Source organism: Polaromonas sp. (assembly GCF_041689105.1).
Lineage (GTDB): Bacteria > Pseudomonadota > Gammaproteobacteria > Burkholderiales > Burkholderiaceae_C > Polaromonas.
Map to the genome: position 1 here is coordinate 1 of NZ_JBDNGU010000012.1, position 26,010 is coordinate 26,010.

The following is a 26,010-nucleotide window of genomic DNA, read 5'->3' on the forward strand; positions in this document are numbered from 1 at the left end:
CGACAAACCAGTCGGCGGTGAGTTCAATGAGATTGGAGAAAAACTCTCACTCTCTCAGTGCTGCAGGGTCAGCGCGGCGCCAGGCGGATCGCGCCGTCGAGGCGGATCACTTCGCCGTTGAGCATGTCGTTTTCAAAGATGTGCTGCGCCAGTTTGGCGTAATCCTGCGGCGTGCCCAGGCGGCTCGGGAAGGGTACCGAGGCGGCCAGCGAGTCCTGTACTTCCTGCGGCATGCCGAACATCATGGGTGTGCCGAAGATGCCGGGGGCAATCGTCATGTTGCGGATGCCGTTGCGCGCCAGGTCGCGCGCGATCGGCAGCGTCATGCCGACAATGCCGCCTTTGGAGGCGCTGTAGGCGGCCTGGCCGATCTGGCCGTCGTAGGCCGCGACGGACGCGGTGGAGATCATCACGCCGCGCTCGCCAGTGGCTTCAGGCTCGTTTTTGCACATCGCGTCGGCGGCCAGACGGATCATGTTGAAGCTGCCGACCAGGTTGACGGTGATGGTCTTGCTGAACACGCCCAGGTTGTGCGCGCCGTTTTTGCCGACGGTTTTTTCAGCTGGCGCAATGCCGGCGCAATTGACCAGGCCCATGAGTTTGCCCATGGACACGGCTTTGGCCACCACGGCCTGGCCGTCGGCCTCCTGGCTGACGTCGCACTTGACGAATACGCCGCCTATGTCTTTGGCAATCGCCTCGCCTTTTTCAACCTGCATGTCGGCGATAACGACCTTGCCGCCCTGGGCCGCCAACATGCGGGCCGTGCCTTCGCCCAGTCCCGAAGCGCCGCCGGTGACGATGAATACTTTGCCTGCGATGTCCATTGAAAATTCCTTGAAAGGGGGGTGGAGGGTGATCTTTGGTTGACGTGAACGTCAACGTCAATGCCGATTATCACGCATAAAAAAAGCCCGGCGGACCGGGCTTTGTGACTGTCGTTCTGTTTGCAAGTGATGCTTTCACGGGGCACCCATCGAGGGCGCCTCGTTCGCCAGCCGCTGCGCTGGTGATCCCGCCGCGCGGGGCCCCCGCCTTTCGCTCCGCGCCTTATTTGTAGCCCACCCGGTCCAGCATCTGCTGGACCTTGAGCTGGTTTTTGGCAACCACGCCCAGCGGGATGTTTTCCTGCTTGAAGTTGGCGCCGCCCATCGCGGCAATCGCCGGATTGCTGACGCTCACGCCTTTGGCAGCGGGGAATTCATTGTTGCCATTGGCAAAGTAGTCCTGCGCAAAGGGGCTGGCAAGAAACTCCAGGAACTTGATGGCGTTGGCCGGGTTCTTCGCGTGTTTGGCGACGGCCGCGCCGGCGATGTTCACGTGGGTGCCCGAGGTGGCCTGGTTCGGAAACATGATCTTGACCTTTTGCATGACGGCTTTGTCGTCCACCTTGTCGGATTTGATCAGGCGCGCCACGTAGTAGCTGTTGGTCAGCGCCACGCCGCATTCGCCGGAAGCCACCGCCTTGATCTGGTCGGTGTCGCCGCCTTTGGGGGCGCGTGCCATGTTGGCGACCACGCCCTTGAGCCATTCTTCGCCTTTGGCATCGCCCAGGCGCTCGACCACGGTGCTGAACAGGGACAGGTTGTAGGGGTGCGAGCCGGTGCGTGTGCAGACCAGGCCCTTGAGTTTGGGGTCGGCCAGTTTTTCATAGGTGTCCACGTCGGCGGCCTTGACACGGGCCGGGTCATACACGATGACGCGGGCGCGGGTCGAAAAGCCGGTCCAGGTCACGCCTTCGGGCGTGGCGGCAGCACGCAGCTTGGCGGGAATGGCCGCGTCCAGCACTTTGGACTTGAAGGGCTGAAACAGGCCCTGGGCATCCGCAGACGCCAGGCGGGCCGCGTCCACCAGCAGGATCACGTCGGCCGGGGAGGCGGCGCCTTCGGCTTTCAGGCGTGCGACGATGCCTGCATCGTCGGCGTCCACGCGGTTGATCTTGATGCCCGTGGTACGGGTAAAGGCTTCGTACATGCCTTCATCGGTCGCGTAGTGGCGTGCAGAATAGAGGTTGACCACTTGTTCCTGGGCGTTGGCCAGGCCTGCAGCGCCAAACAGGGAGGTGGCGGCCAAGGCGATCATGGCCAGTGAAGATGCGGTTTTAGTCATGTAAGTTTGTCGGTCAGTGGTTGGATAAGTGTGGGTACGTCTGTGTGCCTGAAGCGTCATGTTAATACAAATACGAATTAATCGCAATCGCAAAACCGCGCCAGCTGACGGGGCATGTGCCCGACCGGCGGGCACCGGCTGGACCGGGCGCGCCGGGTGGCGGGCGGGGGTGTCCTGCGTGGTCCTGCTGCTGGCGGGCTGCGCCACCCGGGGCCCGGCCTCGCCGCCCAGTACGCCTGTCATGCAAGCCTCACCCGGCAAGCCGGTCAAGATTGGCCTGGCGCTGGGCGGGGGTGCAGCGCGTGGGTTTGCCCATGTCGGCGTGATTGCGGTGCTGGAGGAGGCGGGCTTCAGGCCGGCGCTGGTGGTCGGCACCTCGGCTGGCAGCCTGGTCGCCGCCCTGTATGCCAGCGGCAAAACCAGCGCGCAACTGCAGCAGGCAGCCTTGAGCCTGGAAGAAGTCGCCATCACCGACTGGATGCTGCCGATTTTTGGCCGTGGCATGTTTCGGGGGGAAGCCCTGGGCCGTTATGTCAACAGCCTGGTGGCAGGCCGCCAGATGGAAAACATGGTCATCCCGCTGGGTATCGTGGCGACCGACCTGAACAGCGGGCAGGCCATGCTGTTCCAGCGTGGGGACACCGGCACGGCGGTGCGCGCGTCAAGCGCGGTGCCGGCGGTGTTTGTGCCGGTCAGGATCAACGGGCGCGACTACGTGGATGGCGGCCTGGTCTCGCCGGTGCCGGTGCGGTTTGCGCGGCAGATGGGCGCGGACCTGGTGATTGCCGTAGACATTTCCAGCCCGCCTGAGGCCAACCCGGCCGACGGCACGCTGCAGATTCTGCTGCAGACCTTTGCCATCATGGGCAAAAGCATCAACCAGTACGAACTCAAGGACGCAGATGTGCTGGTTCAGCCCTCCCAGGCGGGCCTGAAAAGTGCGGACTTTTCAGCGCGTCAGCGTGCCATCGATGCGGGACGGGCGGCCATGCAAGCGGCGCTGCCGCAGCTCAAGGCCAGGCTGGAGGCCCTGCAGGCTCGTTGACGCTTCTGATTTTGCTTCTGTTTTGATAGCTGCTCGTGCCCGTACAAAAAGGGCCGGCGGCAGATTTGATGCAAAAAAAAGCCTGATCTTGCAATCAGGCTTTAAAGGGGTCCGTGAAACTTGATTTCTGGAAGGACCCGAGGAGACAACTTGTGCGGGCCGGCTTGCTTGAAGCGGGGCCCCTACCTGAATCAACTGGAGCTCACTCCGGCGAATTCAAGCCCTGGCAATCAACGCTTTTTCGAAGCGGTCTTGGAAGCGTTCACAGCGGTGTTGGTCACAGCGGTGAAGTTGGCTTCGGCCATGTCGGTGGCTTGCTTGACGGCTTTTTGCATGGATTCGACAGCGTTGTTGGCGGCAGCCACGGCGCTTTTCATCACGGCAACGGCGGTTTCGGAACCGGCCGGTGCATTTTTGGTGGCACTGTCTACCAGGCCCATGAACTTGGCTTGGGCTTCAGCAGTTTGGCCTTCAAACGATTTGCCGACTTCAGCACCGGTGGCGGTGGCGATGTCGTACAGATGACGGCTGTAGGCGGCGGTCCTTTCAGCCAGGGGCTGGAACAGGCCAGCTTGCAGGGCCAGCAGCTCTTGCGCGTCTTTGACGCCCATGAGGGATTGGGTGTGGTTGGCGCTTTCAGCCAAGGCAGCCTTGGAGGCCTGGACATTGAGTTCAACCAGTTTCTCAACGCCTTCGAAAGCCTTGCTGGTCAGACCAAACAGGGTTTCAACGTTTGCTTTGTGGGAAGCCATTACTTGTTCAGCGGTCAACATATTCAAATCTCCAATATAAGTGGGTTAACGATTTCGACTAGTTGCGCTGCTGGACAATCTGCTGGTTTGCATATTTGTCGGTTGCTGCACTGCAACATAACTGAAGTATAGGGATTACCCGGTCAATTGCAAGCTCTTTTTGCTGCACTGCAGCAATTTAGGGGCGAAGCTCTATCCAGCACGTGGCGTTGTAGAGCGCCGCTGCAGTGCCAAAGCAGGCGTTCTCCAGGGCGGGGCCGTTGGGTGCGGCGACAATCAGGGCAGCCATTTCGCCGCGCTTTCCGGATACCGCCGAGCCATGCAAGCCTTTTATGCTGACCACTTCGTGTTGCCGCTGCCGGACGGCCACCGGTTTCCGATGAGCAAGTACCAGCGCCTGCGCGACCGGGTGGCGAATGAGTTGCCGTGCGTGCGCACCAGCGTGGCACCGCGCGCCAGCGACGGCGAGCTGGCGCTGGTGCATGACCCGGTCTACATTCAGGCAGTGGCCGACGGTAGCCTCGGCCAGGCGGCCATGCGGGAGATCGGCTTTCCGTGGACGCCACAGATGGTGGAGCGCTCGCGGCGCTCGACCGGCGCGACGGTCGCCGCTGCACGGGTCGCGCTGGGGCTCGCAGGCCCGCCAGAAGGGCTGGCCGCCAACATGGCGGGCGGCACACATCACGCGATGGCCGGCAAGGGCGGCGGGTTCTGCGTTTTCAACGACGCGGCCGTCGCCGCGCGCCTGATGCAGGCCGAATGGGCAAGGCGGGAGCGCAAGCCGCTGCAGGTTGCAGTCATCGACCTCGATGTGCACCAGGGCAACGGGACGGCCAGCATTTTCAGCAAGGACCCCAGTGTGTTCACGCTGTCACTGCATGGGCAGAAGAACTTTCCATTTCACAAGGAAGCCAGTGACCTGGACGTGGAGCTGCCCGACGGCTGCACCGATGCGCCTTACCTGCAAGCGCTGGAACACGCGCTGGACGAATTGGACCGGCGTTTTGTCCCCGGCCTGGTGATCTACCTGGCTGGCGCGGACCCGTTTGAGGGCGACCGCCTGGGCAGACTCAGCCTGAGCTACGACGGCCTTGAAGCCCGGGACAGGCGTGTCTTCGACTGGGCCTGGCAACGCCGCATCCCACTGGCATTTGCGATGGCGGGCGGCTACGGCATCAACATCGACGAGACCGTGCAGGTGCAAATGAACACCTACCGCGTGGCACTGTCGTATTGGCAGCGCTGGAAGATGGCCTCCACGGTCGCTCACTGCGTGTAGTTCCCTGGCCCCCAAAGTGGCCGCTGCGCCTGCGGGCTGGCGAAGCCAGACCGGCGGCCACGGCTAGACTGAAGAATGGCGCTGGCCTGCTGGCAAAATGGCCGTCCATGACATTCCCAACTCGTCCCCAGGCAGAACCTCGCAGTGCCTACCGGCTATTTCGTCCTATCGGTACGCGCTGGATGGACAACGATGTTTATGGCCACGTCAACAACGTCGTGTATTACGGCTGGTTCGACACCGCCGTGAACGGCTACCTGATCGAGTCCGGCGCGATTGACATCCATGCCGGAGCGGTGATCGGGCTGGTCATCGAGACGCAGTGCAACTATTTTTCGCCGCTGGCCTTTCCTGACCCGGTGATTGCTGGCATTCGCGTGACGCATGTGGGCTCATCCAGCGTGCGCTACGAAGTCGGGCTTTTTTCCGACCGCCCCGGCGACCCGGCCCAGGAACTGACCGCCGCCAAAGGCCACTTTATCCACGTTTATGTGGACAGGCAGACGCGCCGACCAGCCGCCTTGCCCCCTGAACTTTTGACCGTACTGGAGACCCTCAAGTGACCGAAGCCCTGAACGCCGTGGACGCGGCCATCGACAGCCGCATGTCTACACGCGCCTTTTTGCCCAAGCCGGTGCCCCGCGAGACGCTGGAGCATCTGCTGATGATGGCCAGCCGGGCGCCCTCTGGCACCAATACGCAGCCGTGGAAGGTGTATGTGCTGCAGGGTGCCAGCCGCGACAGCCTGGTCGGCAAGGTGTGTGCCGCCCACGATGCGATCCGTGCCCATCCTGACCTGGCGGCGCAGTACACCGAGGAATACGCGTATTACCCGGAAAAATGGGTGTCGCCTTACATCGACCGGCGCCGCGAGAACGGCTGGGGCCTGTATGGCTTGCTGGGCATCGGCAAGGGCGACAAGGACAAGATGCATGCCCAGCACCAGCGCAATTTCAGTTTTTTTGATGCACCGGTCGGGCTCATGTTCACGGTTGACCGCATCATGGGGCGAGGCAGCCTGGTGGACTACGGCATGTTTTTGCAAAACCTCATGGTGGCCGCGCGCGGCCATGATCTGCACACCTGTCCGCAGGCAGCGTGGAACGGTTTTGCCAACATCATCCTGCCGCATGTGGGGGCGGGAGAGGGCGAAATGCTGGTTTGCGGCATGGCGCTGGGCTACGCCGACGATACCGCGCTGGTCAATACCTTTCGCACACCGCGCGTGAGCCCGCAGGAATTCACTACCTGGCTGGAGTGAATTGCCTCCACGGTCGCTCACTGCGAGCCTGCGGCAACTCCCTGCCCCTCGCACGGTACAAGGGGCCGCTGCGCCTGCGGGCCGGCGGGGCCGCTTGCGGGTAAAGTCAGGGGTTGGCGCAAGTGCGCTCCTCCTTTTTTTGAAAGACCCGTCATGAGCCTCACCACCACCCCCTCCGGCCTCCAGTACGAAGACACCGTGCTCGGCACTGGCGCCATCGCCAAAGCGGGCCAGCATGTCCGCGTGCATTACACCGGCTGGATCTACAACGACAGCGTGCAGGGCGCCAAGTTCGATTCGAGCAAGGATCGGGGCGATCCGTTCGAGTTTTCGTTGGGTGCGGGCCAGGTCATCAAGGGCTGGGACGAAGGTGTGCAGGGCATGTCGGTTGGCGGCACACGCCGGCTGGTTATTCCTGCCGAGCTCGGTTACGGCGCCCGTGGCGCTGGCGGCGTCATTCCGCCGAATGCCACGCTGCTGTTCGAGGTCGATTTTCTGGGTTGAGTGTTCTGTGGTTCCGGTCGGCGCGGACACCTCCAGAAATTCAGATTTTTGGGATGAAGTGCGAGGCGCATTGCGCGCAGGACACCGGAATGCATTGGGGTGCATGAGGATGCCGAGCACCGAGCAACGAAGCAATTCGCCCAAAAAATGGATTTATGGAGGTGCCCGCCCATGATTATTACCAGCCTGCTCGACACCGACCTGTACAAGTTCACGATGATGCAGGTCGTGTTGCATCAATTTCCCGGGGCGGAGGTCGAGTACCGGTTCAAGTGCCGCAACGCGGGCGCGGCCGGTGTGTCCGACCTGGCCCCGTTTGTGCGCGAGATCCGCGAGGAGATCCGGCTGCTGTGCAGCCTGCAATTTCAGGACGCCGAACTCGCCTACCTGCGCGGCATGCGCTTTATCAAAAGCGACTTCATTGACTTCCTGGGGCTGTTCCGGCTCAACGAAAAGTACGTCAGCGTGAAGGCGCTCCCCTCAGGCGAGATCGAGGTGGTGATCGAAGGCCCGTGGCTGCACACCATCCTGTTCGAGATTCCGGTGCTGGCCATCATCAACGAGGTTTATTTCCGGAACACGCAAAAACTTGCTGACGTGACGCAAGGGCGCAAGCGCCTGGACACCAAGATCGGGCTACTGCAGGCCAACGGTCTGGCCGAGCTGAAGATCGCTGACTACGGCACGCGCCGCCGCTTCGGCAAGGCCTGGCACGAAGAGGTACTGCGGACCTTGAGTGCCCGGTTGGGCACTGGCCCCAACGGGCAGTTTGCCGGTACCAGCAACGTGCTGTTTGCCATGAAGCTCGGGCTGACGCCGCTGGGCACCATGGCGCATGAGTACTTGCAGGCCTGCCAGGCCCTGGGGCCGCGGCTGCGCGACAGCCAGGTGTTTGGCTTCGAGTCCTGGGCCAAGGAGTACCGCGGGGACTTGGGCATTGCACTGAGCGACGTGTACGGCATGAGCGCGTTCCTGCGCGATTTCGACATGTTTTTCTGCAAGCTGTTTGACGGTGCGCGCCATGACAGCGGCGACCCTTTCCAGTGGGGTGAGCGAATGCTGGCGCACTATGCCAAAAACCGGGTCGATCCCAAAACCAAAACCCTGATCTTCAGCGATGGGCTGACCGTGCCGCGCACCATCGAACTGTATGGGCAGTTCCGGGGGCGCTGCCAACTGGCTTTCGGCATAGGCACCAACCTGACCAACGACCTGGGTTACGAGCCACTGCAAATTGTCATCAAGATGGTGCGCTGCAATGGCCAGCCGGTGGCCAAACTTTCCGACACACCGTCAAAAAACATGTGCGACGACGAAAAATACCTGGCCTACCTGCGTCAGGTTTTTGACATTGCATCCCCGGGATAATCATCAGCCCGGGCGCTGCCGTCCCGGCAGAATAAATGTGGAGATACGCATGAAAAAATCACGCTGGGCCGCCGTCGCGGCTTTGTTTTTAGTCTGGCCCGGCCTGGCCCTGGCGGCGGGCTTTGACGGCGGCCAGCTCTCCCCCATCTGGGGCATTCCGTTTGCCGGGCTGCTGCTGTCCGTTGCGTTGATGCCTTTGCTGGTTCCCGTGTTCTGGCACCATCATTTCGGCAAGGTGTCCGCAGCCTGGACGCTGGCTTTTTTCATTCCATTCGCCCTGATTTTCGGACCCTCTGTTGCTGGCGTCAGCCTGGCCCACGCGCTGGTGGCGGAGTACATCCCCTTCATCATTCTGCTGACCGCCTTGTTCAGTGTTGCTGGCGGCATTTTCATACGCGGCAACCTGCATGGCAGCCCCGGGCTCAACACCGGCTTGCTGCTGATAGGCGCCGTGTTGGCCAGCTTCATGGGCACCACCGGCGCCTCCATGCTGATGATCCGGCCTTTGATTCGGGCCAACGACAACCGCAATCACAGCGCCCACATTGTGGTGTTTTTTATCTTCATCGTCTCCAATGCTGGCGGTTCCCTCACGCCATTGGGCGACCCGCCGCTGTTCCTGGGTTTTTTGAAAGGCGTTGATTTTTTCTGGACGGTTCAGCACATTTTTTCCGAGGCCCTGTTCCTCATCGGCAGCCTGCTGGTGATTTTTTACGTGCTGGACACCTGGTACTACCGCAAGGAGGGTGTGATGCCGGTGGACCCGACCCCGGACACGCCGGGGCTGGGTTTCGACGGGGCTTTCAACTTCGCGCTGCTGGCCGCTATCGCCGGGCTGGTGCTGCTCAGCGGTTTCTGGAAATCGCCGGTTGTGTTTGATGTCTACGGCACCCCGGTCGGCCTGCCTGGTTTGGTGCGCGATGTGGGATTGATTGGCATTGCGTTGCTTTCGCTCAGGCTAACCGCTGACAAGGTGCACCAGGACAACCAGTTTTCCTGGGGTCCCATGGCTGAGGTCGCCAAACTGTTCGCCGGGATTTTTCTGACCATCATTCCGGTGATTGCCATGCTCAAGGCGGGCACGAGTGGTCCCTTCGGCGCCGTGGTGTCGGCCGTGACCCGGCCCGACGGCCAGCCCGATCCGGCCATGTATTTCTGGGCCACCGGCATTCTGAGCTCCTTCCTCGACAACGCGCCGACCTACCTGGTCTTTTTCAATACGGCTGGCGGGGACCCGCAGGTTCTCATGACAACACTGGCGCCGACGCTGGCGGCGATTTCGGCTGGCGCGGTTTTTATGGGCGCCAACACGTATATTGGCAACGCGCCCAACCTGATGGTCAAGGCGATTGCCGAAGACCGTGGCGTGATGATGCCCAGTTTCTTCGGCTACATGGCCTGGTCGGGCGCGGTGTTGGTCCCGCTGTTTATCCTGATGACTTTCATCTGGTTCAAATAATCCAGTTTTCTTTTTCTCCAATAACCGAGACACATTCATGAGCAAACCAAAAATCCTCGTTGCCCGGTCCATCTTTCCCGAAATCATTGCCCGCCTGGAGCAACGCTTCGAGGTTGAAGCCAACCAGGCTGACGCCATGTGGTCCAAGGCTGAGCTGGCGGAGAAGCTGAAGGACAAGGATGGCGCTTTCACCACAGGCGGCGATCGCATCGATGCCGAGGTGCTGGCTGCCTGTCCCAAGCTCAAGATCTGCGCCAACATGGCGGTGGGTTACAACAACTTCGACCTCGACGCGATGACCGCAGCCGGTGTGCTGGCGACCAACGCGCCGGATGTGTTGACCGAGACCACCGCCGACTTCGGCTTTGCGCTGCTCATGGCGACCGCGCGCCGCATCACCGAAAGCGAGCATTACCTGCGCGCCGGCAAGTGGAGCAAGTGGAGCTACGACATGTTCGCGGGGTCGGACATCCACGGCAGCACGCTCGGCGTGTTGGGCATGGGCCGGATTGGGCAGGGCATTGCCAAACGCGGCGCGCACGGCTTCGGCATGAAGGTGATTTACCACAACCGCTCGCGCCTGGACGCCGCGCTGGAAGCCGAGTGCAAGGCCAGCTACGTCAGCAAGGAAGAACTCCTGAAAACTGCCGACCACGTGGTGCTGGTACTGCCGTACTCGCCCACCTCGCACCACACTATCGGCGCGACCGAACTGGCGATGATGAAACCGACGGCCACGCTGGTGAACATCGCGCGTGGCGGCATCGTGGACGATGCGGCGCTGGCCAAAGCCTTGCGCGACAGGACAATTTCCGCCGCCGGCCTGGACGTTTTTGAGGGCGAACCCCAAGTCCACCCCGACCTGCTCACCGTGCCCAATGTCGTGTTGACACCGCATATCGCCAGCGCCACCGTGCCCACACGCATGGCCATGGCCAACCTGGCGGTGGACAACCTGATCGGCTTCTTCAAGGACAACAAGCCGCTGACACCGCTCAACCCCGCAGTGCTGGCAGCGAAGTAAAGCCCTGCCATGACCGACTTTCAGGCCTGGCTGGCCTTGTCCTTGTTGCTGACCAACCTGCTGTTGCTGCTCTGGCTGCTGCTGCGAAAACCAGCCGACAGCGGGCAGGGTGCGCAATTGCTGGCCGGGCTGGCGGCGGGCAATGACAAGCTGGAGCGGGAGCTGCGCCGCGAGATCGGCGACAGCGCGCGCAACAGCCGCCAGGAGCTGGCGACCAGCTTTGCCACCTTTCAGCAGACCCTGGTGCAGCAAAGCGCCGAAGCCATCCGCACGCAGAACACGCAGATCGATGCGTTTTCCCAGCAACTAACCCTGCTGCAGAAAACCCTGTCTGACACGCTGACCACCCAGTTGCAGTCGGTCAGCGAGTCAAATGCCAGGCGCATGGTTGAAGTGCGCGAGACGCTGGAGCAGCAGCTCGCACAGCTGCAGCAGACCAACTCCGCCAAGCTCGACGAGATGCGCAAGACCGTGGACGAAAAGCTGCAGACCACGCTGGAAACACGCCTGGGCGAAAGTTTCAAACAGGTGGCCGACCGGCTCGAGCAGGTGCACAAGGGCCTGGGCGAAATGCAGTCGCTGGCGGTGGGTGTGGGCAACCTGCAGAGGGTGCTGACCAACGTCAAGACCCGTGGCGTGTTTGGCGAGGTGCAGCTCGAAGCGCTGCTGGAGCAGGTACTGACCACCGACCAGTACGCCAAGCAGGTGGAGACCAAGCCGCGCAGCGGCCAGCGTGTGGATTTTGCGATCCGGTTCCCGGGCCGTGGCGACGACGGCGCGCCGGTGTGGTTGCCGATAGATGCGAAATTTCCGCGCGACGACTATGAGCGTTTGCTCGATGCGCATGAACGCATCGATCCCGGCGCGGTGGAGCTCGCCGGCAAGGCGCTGGAAGCGCGCATTCGCAGCGAGGCCAAGTCGATTGCCGAGAATTACCTGGCCGCACCACACACCACCGACTTCGCCATTCTTTTCCTGCCGGTCGAAAGTCTTTACGCGGAAGTGTTGCGTCGGCCCGGGCTGATGGACGCCATCCAGCGCCAGCACCGCGTGACGCTGGCCGGCCCGACCACGCTGCTGGCCATGCTCAACAGCTTGCACATGGGTTTTCGCACGCTGGCGCTGGAGCAGCAGGCGTCCGAGGTCTGGAAGGTGCTGGGCGCGGTCAAGACCGAGTTCGAGCGTTACGGCGAATGGGTCGCCCGCATCAAGGAGCAGGTGGCCAAGGCCTCGGACACGCTGGACAAGGCCGATACCCGCGCCAAGCAGATGCGACTGGCCTTGCGCAAGGTCGAGGCTTTGCCTGACGCCGAGTCCCAGGTGGTGCTGCCGCCGGCGGTTGACACCGACGCGCTGGATGACTGACGCCGGTGCGAAATATGCTACGTTATTTATAGCTGCTTGCGCCCGCCAAATAAGGGCTGGCGCCTGATTTAATCACTATTTATGACGCGTGAGCTGGCCCGGTTGATCCTCGCCCAAGTCTGCCTGCACGCCTGTATGGCGGGCACGCGCATGGCGGCGCCGCTGCTGGCGCTGCGCGAGGGTTACAGCCCGGCGGCTGTGGGCGTGCTGCTGGCGCTGTTTGCCCTGACGCAGGTGTTCCTCGCGCTGCCAGCGGGTCGTTTTGCCGACCGCCATGGCCTCAAGCGACCTATCGGTTACAGCGTGGTGGCCGCCACACTGGGAGCGGGCCTGGCCGTGGCCTTTCCGGTTTTTGGGGTGCTTTGCGTGGCCGCGCTGCTGACCGGCGGGGCCACTGGTGCCGCCGTGATTTCGCTGCAGCGCCATGTCGGGCGCGCGGCGGTGGGCGCGTTGGCGCTGCGGCGCGTCTTCAGCTGGCTGTCGATCGGGCCGGCGGTCTCCAATTTCATCGGACCGTTCGCGGCGGGCCTGCTGATTGACCATGCGGGCGCCTTGCCCAACAGCACGACCGGCTACCGGGCCGCATTTTTTCTGATGGCGGTGCTGCCGCTGGCCTCCTGGCTGCTGGTGCGGCCGACCAGAGAATTGCCGCCCATGCCGTCCGTGCTCGCAGCGCCGGGCAGCATACCGCCCAGTGCCTGGGACTTGCTGCGGGAGCCGACCTTTCGCCGGCTGATGCTGGTGAACTGGTTTTTGTCATCCTGCTGGGACGTGCATACCTTTGTGGTGCCGGTGTTGGGTTTTGAAAAAGGCATCAGCGCCTCGGTCATTGGTTCCATCCTGGGGGCTTTTGCCTTGGCCGCCGCCGCCATCCGCATGGTCATGCCGCTGTTGGCCGCGCACCTGCGCGAATGGCGCGTGCTGGTGGGTGCCATGCTCATGACGGCCGTGCTGTTTGGCGTCTACCCGTTTATGGGCACAGCGCTGGGCATGGGCGTGTGTTCGGTACTGCTGGGTTTCGCGCTGGGCACGGTCCAGCCGATGATCATGAGCATGCTGCACCAGATCACGCCTGCGGAGCGTCATGGCGAGGCGCTGGGCCTGCGCCTGATGGCCATCAACGCGTCAAGTGTGGTGATGCCCATGCTGTTTGGCACGATGGGCGCCGTGATCGGTATTGCCGGCGTGTTCTGGGCCACCGGCGCGGTGGTCGGCGCTGGCGCGCGCGCCGCGTGGCTGCTTCGGGACTGAGCGAGACGCAGTGAGCAACCGTCGGGGTCTGTTCAGAGCTCGTAGAAAGTCTTGATCGCGTCCCAGGCTACCTGGGGGTCATCAATATACTCAATCAGATTCAGGTCTTCGGGCGAGATCGCGCCTTCCTCGATCATCACGTCGAAGTTGAGCAGTCGCTTCCAGTAGTCTGAGCCGAACAGAATGATCGGCACCGGTTTGGCCTTGCGGGTCTGCACCAGCGTGATGACCTCGAACAGTTCATCAAGGGTGCCAAAGCCACCCGGAAAGGCCACCAGTGCCTTGGCCCGCATCATGAAATGCATCTTGCGCAGCGCAAAGTAATGAAACTTGAAGCTCAGTGAGGGCGTGACGTAGGGGTTGGAGCTTTGCTCATGCGGAAGCGCAATGTTCAGTCCCACGGTGGGCACGCCCATCTCGTGCGCGCCGCGGTTGGCCGCCTCCATGATGCCGGGGCCGCCACCCGTGCAGATGAACAACTGCTCAGCCGGCGGACGGTGTTTGCTGTGGGTCGCGACCAAGCGCCCGAAAAGGCGTGCCTGCTCGTAATAACGCGCATTGCGGACATGACGCTCTGCCAGGGACATGGCCTGCTTGTCGCCGCTTTCGCGGGCCAGTTTCAAAGCCTGTTCGGCCTGCTCAGGCGCCGGAAAGCGTGCGCTGCCAAACACCACGATGGTGTTTTCTATGCCCTGGGCCAGCTGCTCCATGTCGGGCTTGAGCATCTCAAGCTGAAAGCGGATGCCGCGCGTCTCCCGGCGCAGCAAAAACTCCGGGTCGGCAAAAGCCAGCCGATAGGCGTCCGCCTGTAGCGGGTTACCCTGGTCGGCATGCGACTGCAGTTCAGCCCAGGCGTCGGCCAGGCGGTTTTCGTTCAGGTTTTGGGTGTTATGCATGGCTTCATTGTGTATGAACTGCAAGGGCTGATGTGGGCGTGACCCGCATCGCCAGCGGGGGCAAATAAAAAGGCTCCACAGGGGAGCCTTCTTGCTTCTTGCGAGGGCTGCGGCTCAGACCCGCTTGCGGTACTCGCCGGTACGAGTGTCGATTTCGACGATGTCGCCCTGGGCCACAAAGATCGGCACACCGACTTCAAAGCCGGTGGCCAGCTTGGCGGGCTTGAGCACCTTGCCGGAGGTGTCGCCCTTGACGGCGGGTTCGGTCCAGGTGATCTCGCGCTGTACGCTGGTGGGTACTTCCACCGAGATGGCCTTGCCGTCGTAAAACACTACTTCAAGTTCCATGCCATCCTGCAGGTAGTTCAGCGAATCACCCATGTTTTCGGCTTCGACTTCGTACTGGTTGTAGTCAGCGTCCATGCAGATGTACATGGGGTCGGCAAAGTAGGAGTAGGTGCAGTCTTTCTTGTCGAGAATGACCTGGTCCACCTTGTCGTCGGCGCGGAACACCTGCTCGGTATTGAAGTTGGCGATCAGGCTTTTGAGCTTCATGCGCACGGTGGCAGAGTTGCGGCCGCCGCGGCTGTATTCGGTCTTGAGCACCACCATCGGGTCCTTGCCGTGCATGATGACATTGCCAGCGCGTATTTCTTGAGCGATTTTCATAAAGGTTCTACTTGAGTCTGGGCCGCGAAACGCCCGTTGGGGCTGCTGGTTCTGCGGCAGGTTGTGCGGCCGGCCCGATCGGGACTCTCCGCAAAGCTCCCGATTTTAGCTTTTTTTTGCCACAAATTCGAGCAGCTGGGTGCCGAGGTCCGGCTGACCGAGCAGCCGCTGCCGGGCCGCGTGTATAGCGACGGACCAGGGGGCCATGTCGATTCCCTGCAAGTCCTGGTCCGGGCCGTTCCAGGCCAGATGGAAGGCGCGCAGCGAGGCCGGCGCATCCAGCATGTCGAGAAACGCCTGTAGCTTGGCCCGGTGCGCCTGGTCGTCCTGCGGGTAAATCTGCCAGACCAGGGGCTTGCCGGCCCACAAGGCGCGCACCACCGAGTCCTCGCCGCGCACGAAGTTCAGGTCGCAGGCCCACAGCAGGTGGTCAAAATCGGCTTGGCTGAGCAGGGGCAAGTATGAAATCGATAGCTTCTCACGCCCGCCCGGAAAGGGCAGCAGCCACTTTTCATGCTCAACAATCGCCTGGACGGCGACCTGGGCGCGACCAGCGGCCACCAGCAACCGCACGGGCTGGCCGTCCAGGCCCTCCTGCGCAAAGCGCGCCAGCAGCGTTGCAAGCGCAGGCGGCTCGTAACAGAACAGGCCAACCAGCTTCTCACCGCGCCAGGGGATGCCGCGCTCCGCCAGCCAGGCTGCCCGGTCAAAAAGCGCTTGCCGCTTCAGCAGCCCGGGCTCGCGCAGCAAGCCCCCTGTGGCCGGTGTGAAGCCGGGGTAAAAAAACCATTGGGTCCAGCCCGCAGCGGGGCCGTGCTGCACCGGCGAGGGCAGGGCGTGGCTGCGTTCCACATAAGACTCGGCCGACAGGTATTCGAGGTTGATCCAGACGAGTTTTGAGCCGTCAGCCCTTTCCTGAACTGCGCAAGCTGCTATGAATTCAGGAGCGACCTGGCAGCCGAACGCCCCCACCAGCACCTCGCAGGGCGCGCTGTCGAGCCGCAGCAGGTTCAAATCGAGCGGCTCGGTCCAGGGCAACACGGCCACACCGTCGTGGCCTGCGGGCGCCATCCAGCTGAGGGCTGAGGCATCATCGACCCACAGTCGCACCTGTTGTCCGCGCGATGCCAGGTCGGCACAGAGCCGCCAGCAGACCCCGATGTCGCCATGGTTGTCGATGACCTTGCAAAAAATGTCCCACTGCAGACTGCGATTCATTTCAGGATTGTCCACAATACCGGTACCTGGATACAAGCATGACCCTCGCCCACGAATTCGATCCCCAACTGCTCAGCGAAGTCGCGGCCCTGCCGGCGATGCCGGGCGTTTACCGCTACTTTGATGCAGAAGGCGCGGTGCTTTACGTCGGCAAGGCGCGCGACCTGAAAAAACGCGTCTCCACCTACTTCCAGAAGAATCACGGCGGCACCCGCATCGGCTACATGGTGACCAAAATCGCACGGATGGAAACCACCGTGGTGCGCTCCGAGGCCGAGGCGCTGCTACTGGAAAACAACCTGATCAAGACGCTGAACCCGAAGTTCAACATCCTGTTTCGTGACGACAAGAGTTACCCCTACCTCAAGCTGGCCTCTCACAGCTTTCCGCGCGTGGCCTACTACCGCGGCGCCGTGGAAAAAAAACACCGCTACTTCGGTCCTTACCCCAGCGCCTGGGCGGTCAAGGAAACCATCTTGCTGCTGCAAAAGGTGTTCAAGCTGCGCACCTGCGAAGACACGGTGTTCAACAACCGCACCCGCCCCTGCCTGCTCTACCAGATCAAGCGCTGCTCGGCGCCTTGCGTTGGCCATGTGACCCCAGAGCAGTACGCGCAGGATGTGGCCAATGCCGAGCGCTTTCTGCAGGGGCAGGCCGACGAGATAGTCACCGAGCTCGAAAGACAGATGCGCGGACATGCCGAAAAACTGGAGTTTGAGCAGGCTGCCGAACTGCGCAACCAGATAGCCGCGCTGTCCAAGGTGCTGCACCAGCAGTCCATGGAAACCGGTGGTGACAAGGATGTGGACATCCTGGCCGTCAAGGTGACTGGCGGCAAGGCCTGCGTGAACCTGGCGATGGTGCGCGGCGGCCGGCATCTGGGTGACCGGCCGTATTTTCCGACGCATGTCGAGCACGCGGCCGACCTGGCGGGGCTGGACGAAGACAGCGTGGAGGGCGGGGACCCGGTTCCCGGCGCCAAAATCAAAAGCCTGGAAGCGCTGGTGCTTGAAGCGTTCATCGCCCAGCACTACGTCGATGTGCCGGTGCCCCCGGTGCTGGTGTGCAGCGAGCCGGTTGACAAGGCGCTGATCGCCGCGCTGATCATGCAGACCGGCAACAAGGTCACAGCGATCCACCAGCCGCGCGAGCAGCGCCGCATCTGGCTGGAGATGGCGCAGAAAAATGCCGGCATCCAGCTTGCCCGCCTGCTGGCCGAACAGGGCTCGCAGCAGGCCCGAACGCGGGCGCTGGCCGAGGCGCTGGAGCTTTCGCTGGACAATCTCGATGCGCTGCGTATCGAATGTTTTGACATCTCGCACACGGCGGGTGAATCGACCCAGGCCTCGTGTGTGGTGTTTCACGGGCACAAGATGCAAAGCGCCGAATACCGGCGTTACAACATCGATGGCATCACGCCCGGCGACGACTACGCGGCGATGCGCCAGGTGCTGATGCGCCGCTACAGCAAGCTGGCGGAAGCGGCGCGCAACAACACCGCCCGATTGCCGGACCTGGTGCTGATCGACGGTGGCAAAGGCCAGGTGTCCATGGCGCGCGAGGTGTTCGGGGAGCTGGGTCTGGACCTCGGCCTGATTGCCGGGGTCGAGAAAGGCGAGGGCCGCAAGGTCGGGCTGGAAGAGCTGGTGTTTGCCGACGGCCGCGAAAAGGTCTACTTGGGCCGCGATTCGGCCGCGCTGATGTTGATTGCCCAGATTCGCGACGAGGCGCACCGCTTCGCGATCACCGGTATGCGCGCCAAACGCGCCAAGGTGCGGGTCGGTGCCAGCCGGCTCGAAGACATTGCCGGCATCGGCCCGAAGCGGCGCGCCAGCCTGTTGCAGCGTTTTGGCGGCATCCGCGGGGTGAGTTCGGCCAGTGCCGAAGACATTGCGACTGTCGAGGGGATTTCGCGCGAGCTGGCGGATGAAATTTACCGCGCCCTGCATTGACGGTGTGATGAAGTGGGCCTTTGGGCCGGAGGCCTTTTGAACAATGGCGCGGGGCGAAATGCGCGGCATTTCAGGGGCGATGAGGTCCCGGGCAGCCTCTGCTCGCTGGCTCATGCCAAAATCGGGCGATGTTTCTGACCATACCCACGTTGATGACCTGGACCCGCATCTTTGCGATTCCGCTGATTGTGGGGATTTTCTACATCAAGATCGCGCCGGAACGGGCCAACCTGATTGCCACGGTGATGTTCGTGGTGTTTGCCGCCACCGACTGGCTCGACGGCTACCTGGCCCGCAAGCTGAACCAGACCTCGTCCTTTGGTGCCTTTCTCGATCCGGTGGCCGACAAGTTCCTGGTGTGCGCCTCGCTGCTGGTGCTGGTGCACCTGGACCGCATTGATGTGTTTGTGGCGCTCATCATCATTGGCCGCGAGATTGCGATTTCCGCCCTGCGCGAATGGATGGCGCTGATCGGCGCGACCAAAAGCGTCGCGGTGCACATGCTGGGCAAGGTCAAGACCACGGTGCAGATGGTGGCCATTCCCTTCCTGCTCTACGACGGCCATCTTTTTGGCTTGATCGACACCAATCTCTGGGGCACCTGGCTGATCTGGCTGTCCGCCATCCTGACCGTCTGGTCCATGATTTATTACCTGAAAAAAGCCATCCCCGAAATCCGCGCCCGCGCCAAATGAGCACGCCCGCGCAAAACGGCGCCTTGATCAAGGCGATGCCCGCTGTGTTTGTGCTGATCTGGAGCACGGGCTTCATCGTTGCCAAATACGGCTTGCCTTACGCACCGCCGTTGAGCTTTCTTTCGATTCGCTACGCCTTGTCGCTGCTGTGTTTTGTGGTGTGGATTGCCGTGGCACGCGTGGCCTGGCCCGCCAGCCGCGCGCAGTGGCTGCACCTGGGCGTTACCGGCATCCTGATCCACGCGGGTTACCTGAGCGGGGTCTGGACCGCCATCAAGGGCGGCATGGGGTCGGGCCTGACTGCGCTGATGGTCGGCCTGCAGCCGGTATTGACGGCGGTGTGGGTATCACAAATGGGCGAATCCAGCCAGGGAACCAGCCGTGTCAGCGTCAGGCAGTGGCTGGGCCTGGTGTTGGGCCTGGCCGGCCTGCTGCTGGTAGTCTCGCGCAAATTCGGTGCGGGCAATGAAGCCACGCTGTACACCCTGGGTTTCGCCGTCTTTGCCTTGTTCAGCATCACCGCCGGCACCCTGTACCAGAAACGTTTTGTGCGGTCCGCCGATGTGCGCAGCGCCAATGCGATCCAGCTGGGCGCCGCGCTGCTGGTGACCCTGCCTTTCGCCTGGCTGGAGACCGAACCGGTGCAGTGGACCGGCGGCTTCATGGGTGCGCTGGCCTGGTCGGTGCTGGGCCTGACACTGGGCGGCAGCTCGCTGCTGTACATGCTGATCCAGCGCGGTGCGACCACGGCCGTGACCAGCCTGCTGTATCTGGTTCCCCCGACCACCGCGCTGATGGCCTGGCTGCTGTTCGGCGAATCCATCACCGTTGTCACGGTGTTGGGCACGGCGCTCACTGCGCTGGGCGTGAGCCTCGTGGTGCGGCCCGTGAAGACGGCGGCGTAGTTTTCCAGGGCGCGCCCTGGAACTGCGTGAGTAAAAAATCAATCAGCAGGCGGATGCGCCGTGGTGAGTCCGCACGGTAGGGTGCCAGCCAGTGGATGTCGGCGTCCGGCATGGCGTAGCCCGGCAGGACACGGACCAGCTCACCGCTGGCCAGCTGCGGCGCGATGTCCCAGAGGCTGCGCAGCATGATGCCGCGCCCGGCGACGCACCAGTCGCGCACCAGTTCACCGGAGTTGCTCGACAGCGGCCCATGGACCCGTACCCGCGCCGGCACCTTGTCGCGCTCCCTGTGCAGGGGCCAGACATCAAAGCGCTGTGCTGTGCCGCTGCCGTTTTCCCGCACGATCAGGCAGGCATGGTTCTGCAGGTCGTCCAGGCCGGACGGTGCGCCGTGCTGGCGGATGTAGCGGGGCGAAGCCACCATGACGCGCTGGTTGCGCGCCAGCCGCCGCGACACCCATTGCGCCGCACGCCGGCTTTCCACCTGCCACAGCCAGATGGCGCCGTCAAAGCCGTCGGCGGCCAGGTCGGGCAACTGCTCGGTGAGTTGCAGCTGGATGTCAATGCGTGGATAGCGCTCTTGAAATGCAGCCAGCGCCGGCCCCAGCCAGAGCCTGCCGAAGCCGAAGGTCGCTGCGAGCCGGATCAGGCCTGTGGGCTCGGCCTTGCGCTCCTGCAGCTCGGCCTCCAGTTCGTTGAAGCCGCGCAGCAACACGCGGGCGCGTTCGCACACTGTCTCGCCTTCGGCCGTCGGGCTGACGCGTCGCGTCGTGCGCTGAAACAGCGACTGGCCCAGCCGGGCCTCCAGCGCGGCCAGGCGTTTGCTGACGACGGGCGGCGCCACATCCAGGCTGAGGGCGGCCGCGCTCAGGCTTCCATGCTCTTGCACGGCGACAACAAGTTCCAGGTCGCTGCGTTCCATTGATTCCTTTAAAGCAATAATCAATTGCCTCATTATTGCTTGAATCGGGGCTCGCACTTCTGCAGAATCAGTACCTGTGAACCACCAGAGAAAACCATGGACAACGTGCGGACGGTCTGATGTTTGAAGGCTTTGTTGCTTGCGATGTCCCGGGTCCCGCTGGTGTTGTGCACACGCTGCGCGGCGGACAGGGCGCGCCGTTACTGCTGCTGCACGGCCATCCGCAAACGCATGTGATGTGGCACTGTGTCGCCAACGATCTCGCCCGGCAGTTCACCGTCGTGATGATGGATTTACGCGGTTATGGCGACTCGGCCAGGCCAGCCAGCGACCTGGCGCACAGCCCCTATTCAAAACGCGCCATGGCGCTGGATGCGATCGCCGTCATGCGACATCACGGCTTTGAGCGCTTCCAGGTGCTGGCGCATGACCGCGGCGCACGTGTGGCGCATCGCCTTGCAGCGGACCATCCAGCGGCCGTTCGGCGCATGCTGCTGCTGGACATTGCCCCCACGCTGGCCATGTACAGCCGTACCTCGGAAGCGTTTGCCCGCGCCTACTGGCACTGGTTCTTCCTGATCCAGCCACCGCCGTTACCCGAGGCCCTCCTCGACGCGGACCCAGTGCGTTATCTGCACAGCGTGATGGGCAAGCGCCATGCCGGCCTCGCGGCTTTTGCGCCGGCGGCATTGGCCGAGTACGAGCGTTGTGCGCAGATACCGGGGACCGCCAAAAGCATCTGCGAAGACTACCGCGCCTCCGCCACCATCGATCTGGACCACGACCGCGCCGATGTGGCCGCCAGCCTGAAGCTGGACCAGCCGCTGCGTGTCCTGTGGGGTGAACACGGCGCCGTGGGCCAGTGTTTTGATGTGCTGGCGCTGTGGCGTGAACGTGCGGACGACGTGTCGGGCCGCAGCCTGCCCTGCGGTCACTACATTGCAGAGGAGGCGCCAGCCCTGTTGCTGGACGAAGCCCTGAATTTTTTCACCACTTGAACCCAAGGATCATCATGAGCAAGAACACTGGCAAAAAAAGAATCGCGGTCATCGCCGGCGATGGCATCGGCAAGGAAACCATGCCCGAGGGCATCCGCGTGATGGAGGCTGCGGCTTCAAAATTTGGCATCGACCTGCAGTTCGATCATTTCGACTTTTCCAGCTGGGACTACTTCGAGCAACACGGCAAGATGATGCCGGACAACTGGAAGGACCAGATTGGCGGACACGACGCGATTTATTTTGGCGCCGTGGGCTGGCCCGAGAAAATTGCCGACCATGTGTCGCTCTGGGGCTCGCTGCTGTTGTTCCGGCGCGAGTTCGACCAGTACATCAACCTGCGGCCTGCGCGCCTGATGCCTGGCATCATCGCGCCGGTGGTGCGGCGCGACGGCAGTGCGCGGCAGCCGGGCGAGATTGACATGTACATCGTGCGCGAAAACACCGAGGGCGAATACTCCAGCATCGGCGGTCGCATGTACGCCGGCACCGAGCGCGAGATCGTGATGCAGGAAAGTGTGTTTTCACGCATCGGCGTTGATCGCGTGCTGAAGTTCGCCTTCGAGCTCGCGCAGTCACGTCCGAAAAAACACCTGACAAGTGCGACCAAATCCAACGGCATTGCAATCACCATGCCTTATTGGGATGAACGTGTAGTGGAGATGGCCAAGGGCTACCCGGACCTTCAGCTCGACAAGTTCCACATCGATATCCTGACCGCGCATTTTGTCCAGCGCCCGGATTTTTTTGATGTGGTGGTGGCCAGCAACCTGTTTGGCGACATCCTCAGCGACCTCGGCCCGGCTTGCACTGGCACCATCGGCATTGCGCCCAGCGCCAACCTGAACCCCGAGCGCAAATTCCCGTCACTGTTTGAACCGGTGCATGGCTCGGCCCCGGACATCGCAGGACGCAACATCGCCAACCCTATCGGGCAGATCTGGTGCGGCGCGATGATGCTGGAGTTTCTGGGCCACAAGAATGCGCACGACGCGGTGCTTGCCGCGATTGAAAAAGTGCTCAGCCCCCAAAGCGGTGCACCCAGGACGCCGGATCTGGGCGGTACGGCCACAGGCACGGATGTGGGCAAGGCCATTGCCGCTGCCCTGGCGTGAAGTGAATCGGGTCTGTCTCCAGTGTTTCCCGATGGGCGGGTGTGCAGATCAATATGCGGCGAAAGCGTGAAAAAAAAGACTAGAATCCGCCACCGCACGTTGTAAAAATCTAATGTTGTATTGACACGGTTGGAGTCCATGGCTCTAATTGGTATCAGCAGACGATCTGCACCTGCTGCCTCCCGCTGCCATCTTTTCACAGCTGTCCAGGGGAGATATTTCAAGAGACAACCAGATTAACTTCACCAACGAGGGGCTCCTTGTGAACAAGACTGAACTGATCGAGCACATTGCCAAACATGCTGACATTTCCAAAGCTGCCGCGACGCGCGCATTGGAGTCGACCATAGGCGCTGTCAAATCAACCCTGAAAAAAGGAGGCTCTGTGTCTCTGGTGGGTTTTGGCACTTTTGCAGTGGGCAAACGTGCCGCCCGCACCGGCCGCAACCCGCGTACCGGCGATGCGATTAAAATCAAGGCAGCCAAGGTGCCCAAGTTCCGTCCAGGCAAAGCACTCAAGGAAGCCCTGAACTGATGCAGATGAAGTAAAAGTTGAGGTGGGGTGCTTAGCTCAGTTGGTAGAGCAGCGCCCTTACACGGCGTAGGTCGGCGGTTCGAGCCCGTCAGCACCCACCATAAACTGGACAAAGGCGAACGAAGGGTTCGCCTTTTTCATTGATGGCTATAAAGTAAAAATTTGTTCTCAATGGCCGATTGACAGCCGCACAGGAAGTTCGAGATGTTTGAATTCATTCGCAAGCACACCAAGGTCACCATGGGCTTGCTGTTCCTGCTCATTGTTCCGTCGTTTGTGTTGTTCGGCCTGGACGGCTACAACCGCTCTGGCCGGGACACCGCTGTGGTCGCAAGGGTGGATGGCCAGGACATCACGCAGTCCGAATGGGATTTTGCACACCAGAACGAGGTCAATCGTCTGCGCGCGTCCATGCCCACCCTCGACGCGAAATTGCTTGACTCGCCCGAGGCGAAGTACGGCTCGCTGGAGCGCATGGTGCGTGACCGCGTGTTTGCCGCAGCGGTCATCCAGAGCGGCCTGGTCGTTCCCGACCAGAAACTGCAGCGCCTGTACGCCGAAGACAAGGCGCTCGCCAGCTTCCGTTTGCCCGACGGCAAATTCGACCGCGCAGGCTTCATGGCCCAGACCCAGATGACGCCGGAAGCATATGAGGCCAGCCTGCGCGCAGACCTTGCCACGCGTCAGGTGATGCTGGGCGTTGCCAGCAGCGGCTTCGCGGCCAAGGCGGCCGCCGATGTGTCGCTCAATGCCTTTTTCGAGAAACGCGAGGTCCAGGTCGCACGTTTCAACACTGCGGACTACGCAGCCCGCGTGACCCCCAGCGACGCCGAGCTGGAGCAGTTTTACAAGGACAACCAGGCTTTGTTCCAGGCGCCCGAGCAGGTGGCGATTGAGTACGTGGTCCTCAACATGGACGCCGTGACCAAAGGCATCACGCTCAATGAGCAGGATCTGAAAACCTATTACGAGCAAAATGCTGCGCAGCTCGCAGGCAATGAAGAGCGTCGCGCCAGCCACATCCTGATCGAAGCGCCGGCCTCAGCACCGGCTGCAGACCGCCAAAAAGCCAAAGAAAAAGCCGACCAGCTGTTGGCGGCTGTGAAAAAAGCGCCGGATTCGTTTGCCGACCTGGCTCGGAAAAACTCCAGCGACACCGGTTCCGCTGCCAACGGCGGAGACCTGGATTTCTTTGCCCGCAAGGCCATGGTCAAACCCTTTGCTGACGCCGCTTTTTCCATGAAAAAAGGCGATATCAGCGAGCTTGTGGAGACCGAATTCGGCTACCACATCATCAAGCTGACGGATATCAAGACATCCACGCAGAAAACCTTTGAGGAGATGCGGCCCGCACTTGAGGCTGAACTGCGTCAGCAGCAGTCCCAGAAAAAATTCGCAGAAACGGCCGAGACCTTCAGCAATGCGGTTTACGAGCAGTCGGACAGTTTGCGTCCGATTGCCGAGCGCCTGAAACTGGAAGTCAAAACTGCCAGCAACTTGAACCGCACGCCGGCCCTTGGCGGCACCGGCCCACTGGTCAACCCCAAGTTTCTCGAAGCCCTCTTCTCGACAGACGCGGTGGGGCAAAAACGCAACACCGAGGCAATAGACCTGGGCGGCAGTCAGCTCGTTTCAGGGCGCGTCACGCAGCACACACCGGCGCGGCCTTTGCCCTTGGCTGAAGTCAAGGATCGCGTGCGTGAGCGGCTACAGCAGCAGCGCGGCGCCGAGGCGGCGCGCAAGGAAGGTGCCGAAAAACTTGCCGCCTGGAAAGCCAACCCCGCCGCTGCCAGCATGCCGCCAGCAGTGGTTGTCTCGCGGGAGCAGGCGCAGCAGTTGCCTGCGGCGGCGCTCAAGGCTGCGCTCAGCGCCGAGACCACTGCCTTGCCAGCGCTGCTCGGCGTGGACCTCGGCACCCAGGGTTATGCGGTGGTCAAGGTGCTCAAGGTGTTGCCGCGTGAAGCCCCGGCAGCGGCGCTGGCCCAGCAGGAGCAGGCGCAGTACGCCCAGTGGTGGACATCGGCGGAAAGCCTGGCCTACTACAACATCCTCAAAGAGCGCTTCAAGGTCGACATCAAGGTGAGCCGTCCCGCCGAGCAGAAAACTGGCGCATAAAGCCGCGCGCCACCCGCATGGGGCGGGCAGTTCCCGTTATAATCAGAGGCTCCGGTGGCTGTAGCTCAGTTGGTAGAGTCCAGGATTGTGATTCCTGTTGTCGTGGGTTCGAGCCCCATCAGCCACCCCATATAGATATTGAAGACCTTGCTATTGAATAAGTAGCAGGGTCTTTTGCTTTTTGAGCGATGTAAGGGTAGATGTAAGACGATTTACGGTATTTCGTGCCGTTGGGTCGCGTTGGTTTGGCATCAAGGCGGCGCGTCAGCGCCGCTGCCCCCGGTTTTGCGCTGACTGAGGGAGCCCCCTCGGGGGCGGACGGGCAGTTCAGCGCCGGGGCCAAAGCCGCGCAGCGGCGAGGCCAACGGGCTGGCGGGGGCAGACACAACATGACTGGCCGCAGGCCACTGACTAAGCACACTGCGCGCAGCGCCGGACTGATGCCACGGTGCAGGCACACCACAAGGGCGCGCAGACGGCGGCGCGTAGGGCGTGTACCCGCGACCGGGGAGCGCCGACGGCTGTGTGACCGTCTCCAGCGAAGGCCACTTTGCATAAGGTCTGTTTTGGACA

The 26,010-nt window shown here is 62.2% G+C and carries 24 protein-coding genes and 2 tRNA genes; 19 read left to right on the forward strand and 7 right to left on the reverse strand.

Translation table 11 applies throughout. From position 1 onward, the window contains the following. Positions 1-68: 68 nt before the first annotated feature. Together ACESMT_RS01015 and ACESMT_RS01020 are read right to left on the reverse strand one after the other, a co-directional pair. Positions 69-827 carry a 3-hydroxyacyl-CoA dehydrogenase gene (locus tag ACESMT_RS01015; protein WP_372824371.1) on the reverse strand — a complete coding sequence of 253 codons (759 nt, stop codon included), beginning with the start codon at positions 825-827 and terminating at the stop codon, positions 69-71. A gap of 223 nt (positions 828-1,050) precedes the next feature. Continuing rightward, positions 1,051-2,109, reverse strand: a complete 1,059-nt coding sequence (locus ACESMT_RS01020) for an extracellular solute-binding protein (RefSeq protein ID WP_372824373.1) — start codon at positions 2,107-2,109, stop codon at positions 1,051-1,053. 241 nt (positions 2,110-2,350) lie between these two features. Between ACESMT_RS01020 and ACESMT_RS01025 the strand changes: the two genes are divergently transcribed. Next, positions 2,351-3,154, forward strand: a complete 804-nt coding sequence (locus tag ACESMT_RS01025) for a patatin-like phospholipase family protein (RefSeq protein ID WP_372824411.1) — start codon at positions 2,351-2,353, stop codon at positions 3,152-3,154. Positions 3,155-3,384: 230 nt separating this feature from the next. On the opposite strand, the gene ACESMT_RS01030 is transcribed toward ACESMT_RS01025, so the two are convergent. Next, positions 3,385-3,927, reverse strand: coding sequence for a phasin family protein (locus ACESMT_RS01030; RefSeq protein ID WP_372824375.1), 543 nt, complete (start codon positions 3,925-3,927; stop codon positions 3,385-3,387). A gap of 298 nt (positions 3,928-4,225) precedes the next feature. On the opposite strand from ACESMT_RS01030, the gene ACESMT_RS01035 reads away from it, so the two are divergent. From ACESMT_RS01035 to ACESMT_RS01075, 9 genes are all read left to right on the forward strand, one after another. Further along, on the forward strand, positions 4,226-5,185 hold the full coding sequence (locus ACESMT_RS01035; RefSeq protein WP_372824376.1) for a histone deacetylase: 960 nt from the start codon (positions 4,226-4,228) through the stop codon (positions 5,183-5,185). 107 nt (positions 5,186-5,292) lie between these two features. Beyond that, positions 5,293-5,748: an acyl-CoA thioesterase gene (locus ACESMT_RS01040; RefSeq protein ID WP_372824378.1), complete on the forward strand. Its 456-nt coding sequence runs from the start codon at positions 5,293-5,295 to the stop codon at positions 5,746-5,748. Between the two features lie 41 nt (positions 5,749-5,789). Further along, positions 5,790-6,446: a nitroreductase gene (locus ACESMT_RS01045; RefSeq protein WP_372824413.1), complete on the forward strand. Its 657-nt coding sequence runs from the start codon at positions 5,790-5,792 to the stop codon at positions 6,444-6,446. A gap of 153 nt (positions 6,447-6,599) precedes the next feature. After that, the gene (locus ACESMT_RS01050; RefSeq protein ID WP_372824380.1) at positions 6,600-6,950 is read left to right on the forward strand and encodes an FKBP-type peptidyl-prolyl cis-trans isomerase; all 351 of its coding nucleotides are present in this window, start codon (positions 6,600-6,602) and stop codon (positions 6,948-6,950) included. Positions 6,951-7,121: 171 nt separating this feature from the next. Then, positions 7,122-8,318 carry a nicotinate phosphoribosyltransferase gene (pncB, locus tag ACESMT_RS01055; protein WP_372824382.1) on the forward strand — a complete coding sequence of 399 codons (1,197 nt, stop codon included), beginning with the start codon at positions 7,122-7,124 and terminating at the stop codon, positions 8,316-8,318. A 49-nt stretch (positions 8,319-8,367) separates the two neighbouring features. Further along, entirely contained in the window at positions 8,368-9,777 is a 1,410-nt protein-coding gene (locus tag ACESMT_RS01060) for a sodium:proton antiporter (protein WP_372824383.1), read from the forward strand. Between the two features lie 37 nt (positions 9,778-9,814). Further along, positions 9,815-10,801 carry a 2-hydroxyacid dehydrogenase gene (locus tag ACESMT_RS01065; protein ID WP_372824384.1) on the forward strand — a complete coding sequence of 329 codons (987 nt, stop codon included), beginning with the start codon at positions 9,815-9,817 and terminating at the stop codon, positions 10,799-10,801. A 9-nt stretch (positions 10,802-10,810) separates the two neighbouring features. After that, complete coding sequence (locus ACESMT_RS01070; RefSeq protein ID WP_372824385.1) at positions 10,811-12,166, forward strand: DNA recombination protein RmuC; 1,356 nt, start codon at positions 10,811-10,813, stop codon at positions 12,164-12,166. Between the two features lie 81 nt (positions 12,167-12,247). Continuing rightward, the gene (locus ACESMT_RS01075) at positions 12,248-13,417 is read left to right on the forward strand and encodes an MFS transporter (protein WP_372824387.1); all 1,170 of its coding nucleotides are present in this window, start codon (positions 12,248-12,250) and stop codon (positions 13,415-13,417) included. A gap of 32 nt (positions 13,418-13,449) precedes the next feature. Here ACESMT_RS01075 and ACESMT_RS01080 read toward each other — a convergent pair whose 3' ends face one another. The 3 genes from ACESMT_RS01080 to earP all read right to left on the reverse strand — a co-directional run bounded on the left by ACESMT_RS01080 (position 13,450) and on the right by earP (position 16,200). Further along, entirely contained in the window at positions 13,450-14,313 is an 864-nt protein-coding gene (locus ACESMT_RS01080; protein WP_372824389.1) for a TIGR00730 family Rossman fold protein, read from the reverse strand. 114 nt (positions 14,314-14,427) lie between these two features. Then, positions 14,428-14,982, reverse strand: a complete 555-nt coding sequence (efp, locus tag ACESMT_RS01085) for an elongation factor P (RefSeq protein WP_372824391.1) — start codon at positions 14,980-14,982, stop codon at positions 14,428-14,430. A 105-nt stretch (positions 14,983-15,087) separates the two neighbouring features. Next, positions 15,088-16,200 carry an elongation factor P maturation arginine rhamnosyltransferase EarP gene (gene earP, locus ACESMT_RS01090; RefSeq protein ID WP_372824393.1) on the reverse strand — a complete coding sequence of 371 codons (1,113 nt, stop codon included), beginning with the start codon at positions 16,198-16,200 and terminating at the stop codon, positions 15,088-15,090. Between the two features lie 38 nt (positions 16,201-16,238). Here earP and uvrC point away from each other — a divergent pair, with 38 nt between their 5' ends. The 3 genes from uvrC to ACESMT_RS01105 all read left to right on the forward strand — a co-directional run bounded on the left by uvrC (position 16,239) and on the right by ACESMT_RS01105 (position 19,752). Beyond that, positions 16,239-18,152 (forward strand): excinuclease ABC subunit UvrC, encoded by a 1,914-nt coding sequence (gene uvrC / locus ACESMT_RS01095; protein ID WP_372824395.1) that lies wholly within the window; start codon positions 16,239-16,241, stop codon positions 18,150-18,152. A gap of 128 nt (positions 18,153-18,280) precedes the next feature. Continuing rightward, complete coding sequence (gene pgsA, locus ACESMT_RS01100) at positions 18,281-18,847, forward strand: CDP-diacylglycerol--glycerol-3-phosphate 3-phosphatidyltransferase (protein WP_372824397.1); 567 nt, start codon at positions 18,281-18,283, stop codon at positions 18,845-18,847. Then, positions 18,844-19,752 carry a DMT family transporter gene (locus tag ACESMT_RS01105; RefSeq protein ID WP_372824399.1) on the forward strand — a complete coding sequence of 303 codons (909 nt, stop codon included), beginning with the start codon at positions 18,844-18,846 and terminating at the stop codon, positions 19,750-19,752. The genes pgsA and ACESMT_RS01105 overlap by 4 nt, the downstream gene beginning before the upstream one ends. On the opposite strand, the gene ACESMT_RS01110 is transcribed toward ACESMT_RS01105, so the two are convergent. Continuing rightward, positions 19,700-20,674 carry a LysR family transcriptional regulator gene (locus ACESMT_RS01110; RefSeq protein ID WP_372824401.1) on the reverse strand — a complete coding sequence of 325 codons (975 nt, stop codon included), beginning with the start codon at positions 20,672-20,674 and terminating at the stop codon, positions 19,700-19,702. The two genes, ACESMT_RS01105 and ACESMT_RS01110, sit on opposite strands and share 53 nt — an antisense overlap. A 119-nt stretch (positions 20,675-20,793) precedes the next feature. Here ACESMT_RS01110 and ACESMT_RS01115 point away from each other — a divergent pair, with 119 nt between their 5' ends. The 6 genes from ACESMT_RS01115 to ACESMT_RS01140 all read left to right on the forward strand — a co-directional run bounded on the left by ACESMT_RS01115 (position 20,794) and on the right by ACESMT_RS01140 (position 25,567). Next, on the forward strand, positions 20,794-21,672 hold the full coding sequence (locus ACESMT_RS01115) for an alpha/beta fold hydrolase (protein WP_372824403.1): 879 nt from the start codon (positions 20,794-20,796) through the stop codon (positions 21,670-21,672). Positions 21,673-21,686: 14 nt separating this feature from the next. Then, positions 21,687-22,787, forward strand: a complete 1,101-nt coding sequence (locus ACESMT_RS01120; protein ID WP_372824405.1) for a tartrate dehydrogenase — start codon at positions 21,687-21,689, stop codon at positions 22,785-22,787. Positions 22,788-23,049: 262 nt separating this feature from the next. Continuing rightward, positions 23,050-23,322 carry an HU family DNA-binding protein gene (locus ACESMT_RS01125; RefSeq protein WP_372824407.1) on the forward strand — a complete coding sequence of 91 codons (273 nt, stop codon included), beginning with the start codon at positions 23,050-23,052 and terminating at the stop codon, positions 23,320-23,322. Positions 23,323-23,347: 25 nt separating this feature from the next. Beyond that, positions 23,348-23,423, forward strand: a tRNA-Val gene (locus ACESMT_RS01130). A 103-nt stretch (positions 23,424-23,526) separates the two neighbouring features. Next, on the forward strand, positions 23,527-25,437 hold the full coding sequence (locus ACESMT_RS01135) for a SurA N-terminal domain-containing protein (RefSeq protein WP_372824409.1): 1,911 nt from the start codon (positions 23,527-23,529) through the stop codon (positions 25,435-25,437). A 54-nt stretch (positions 25,438-25,491) separates the two neighbouring features. Further along, positions 25,492-25,567, forward strand: a tRNA-His gene (locus tag ACESMT_RS01140). The last annotated feature ends 443 nt before the right edge of the window (positions 25,568-26,010 follow it).

Coding starts and splice junctions, on each gene's coding strand:
- ACESMT_RS01025 (WP_372824411.1), top strand. CDS start 2,351: ATGCAAGCCTCACCCGGCAAGCCGGTCAAGATTGGCCTGGCGCTGGGC.
- ACESMT_RS01120 (WP_372824405.1), top strand. CDS start 21,687: ATGAGCAAGAACACTGGCAAAAAAAGAATCGCGGTCATCGCCGGCGAT.
- ACESMT_RS01115 (WP_372824403.1), top strand. CDS start 20,794: ATGTTTGAAGGCTTTGTTGCTTGCGATGTCCCGGGTCCCGCTGGTGTT.
- ACESMT_RS01035 (WP_372824376.1), top strand. CDS start 4,226: ATGCAAGCCTTTTATGCTGACCACTTCGTGTTGCCGCTGCCGGACGGC.
- ACESMT_RS01015 (WP_372824371.1), bottom strand. CDS start 827: ATGGACATCGCAGGCAAAGTATTCATCGTCACCGGCGGCGCTTCGGGA.
- ACESMT_RS01075 (WP_372824387.1), top strand. CDS start 12,248: ATGACGCGTGAGCTGGCCCGGTTGATCCTCGCCCAAGTCTGCCTGCAC.
- ACESMT_RS01070 (WP_372824385.1), top strand. CDS start 10,811: ATGACCGACTTTCAGGCCTGGCTGGCCTTGTCCTTGTTGCTGACCAAC.
- uvrC (WP_372824395.1), top strand. CDS start 16,239: ATGACCCTCGCCCACGAATTCGATCCCCAACTGCTCAGCGAAGTCGCG.
- ACESMT_RS01050 (WP_372824380.1), top strand. CDS start 6,600: ATGAGCCTCACCACCACCCCCTCCGGCCTCCAGTACGAAGACACCGTG.
- ACESMT_RS01135 (WP_372824409.1), top strand. CDS start 23,527: ATGTTTGAATTCATTCGCAAGCACACCAAGGTCACCATGGGCTTGCTG.
- efp (WP_372824391.1), bottom strand. CDS start 14,982: ATGAAAATCGCTCAAGAAATACGCGCTGGCAATGTCATCATGCACGGC.
- ACESMT_RS01065 (WP_372824384.1), top strand. CDS start 9,815: ATGAGCAAACCAAAAATCCTCGTTGCCCGGTCCATCTTTCCCGAAATC.
- pncB (WP_372824382.1), top strand. CDS start 7,122: ATGATTATTACCAGCCTGCTCGACACCGACCTGTACAAGTTCACGATG.
- ACESMT_RS01110 (WP_372824401.1), bottom strand. CDS start 20,674: ATGGAACGCAGCGACCTGGAACTTGTTGTCGCCGTGCAAGAGCATGGA.
- ACESMT_RS01040 (WP_372824378.1), top strand. CDS start 5,293: ATGACATTCCCAACTCGTCCCCAGGCAGAACCTCGCAGTGCCTACCGG.
- ACESMT_RS01045 (WP_372824413.1), top strand. CDS start 5,790: ATGTCTACACGCGCCTTTTTGCCCAAGCCGGTGCCCCGCGAGACGCTG.
- ACESMT_RS01030 (WP_372824375.1), bottom strand. CDS start 3,927: ATGTTGACCGCTGAACAAGTAATGGCTTCCCACAAAGCAAACGTTGAA.
- pgsA (WP_372824397.1), top strand. CDS start 18,281: ATGTTTCTGACCATACCCACGTTGATGACCTGGACCCGCATCTTTGCG.
- ACESMT_RS01020 (WP_372824373.1), bottom strand. CDS start 2,109: ATGACTAAAACCGCATCTTCACTGGCCATGATCGCCTTGGCCGCCACC.
- ACESMT_RS01105 (WP_372824399.1), top strand. CDS start 18,844: ATGAGCACGCCCGCGCAAAACGGCGCCTTGATCAAGGCGATGCCCGCT.
- ACESMT_RS01080 (WP_372824389.1), bottom strand. CDS start 14,313: ATGCATAACACCCAAAACCTGAACGAAAACCGCCTGGCCGACGCCTGG.
- earP (WP_372824393.1), bottom strand. CDS start 16,200: ATGAATCGCAGTCTGCAGTGGGACATTTTTTGCAAGGTCATCGACAAC.
- ACESMT_RS01060 (WP_372824383.1), top strand. CDS start 8,368: ATGAAAAAATCACGCTGGGCCGCCGTCGCGGCTTTGTTTTTAGTCTGG.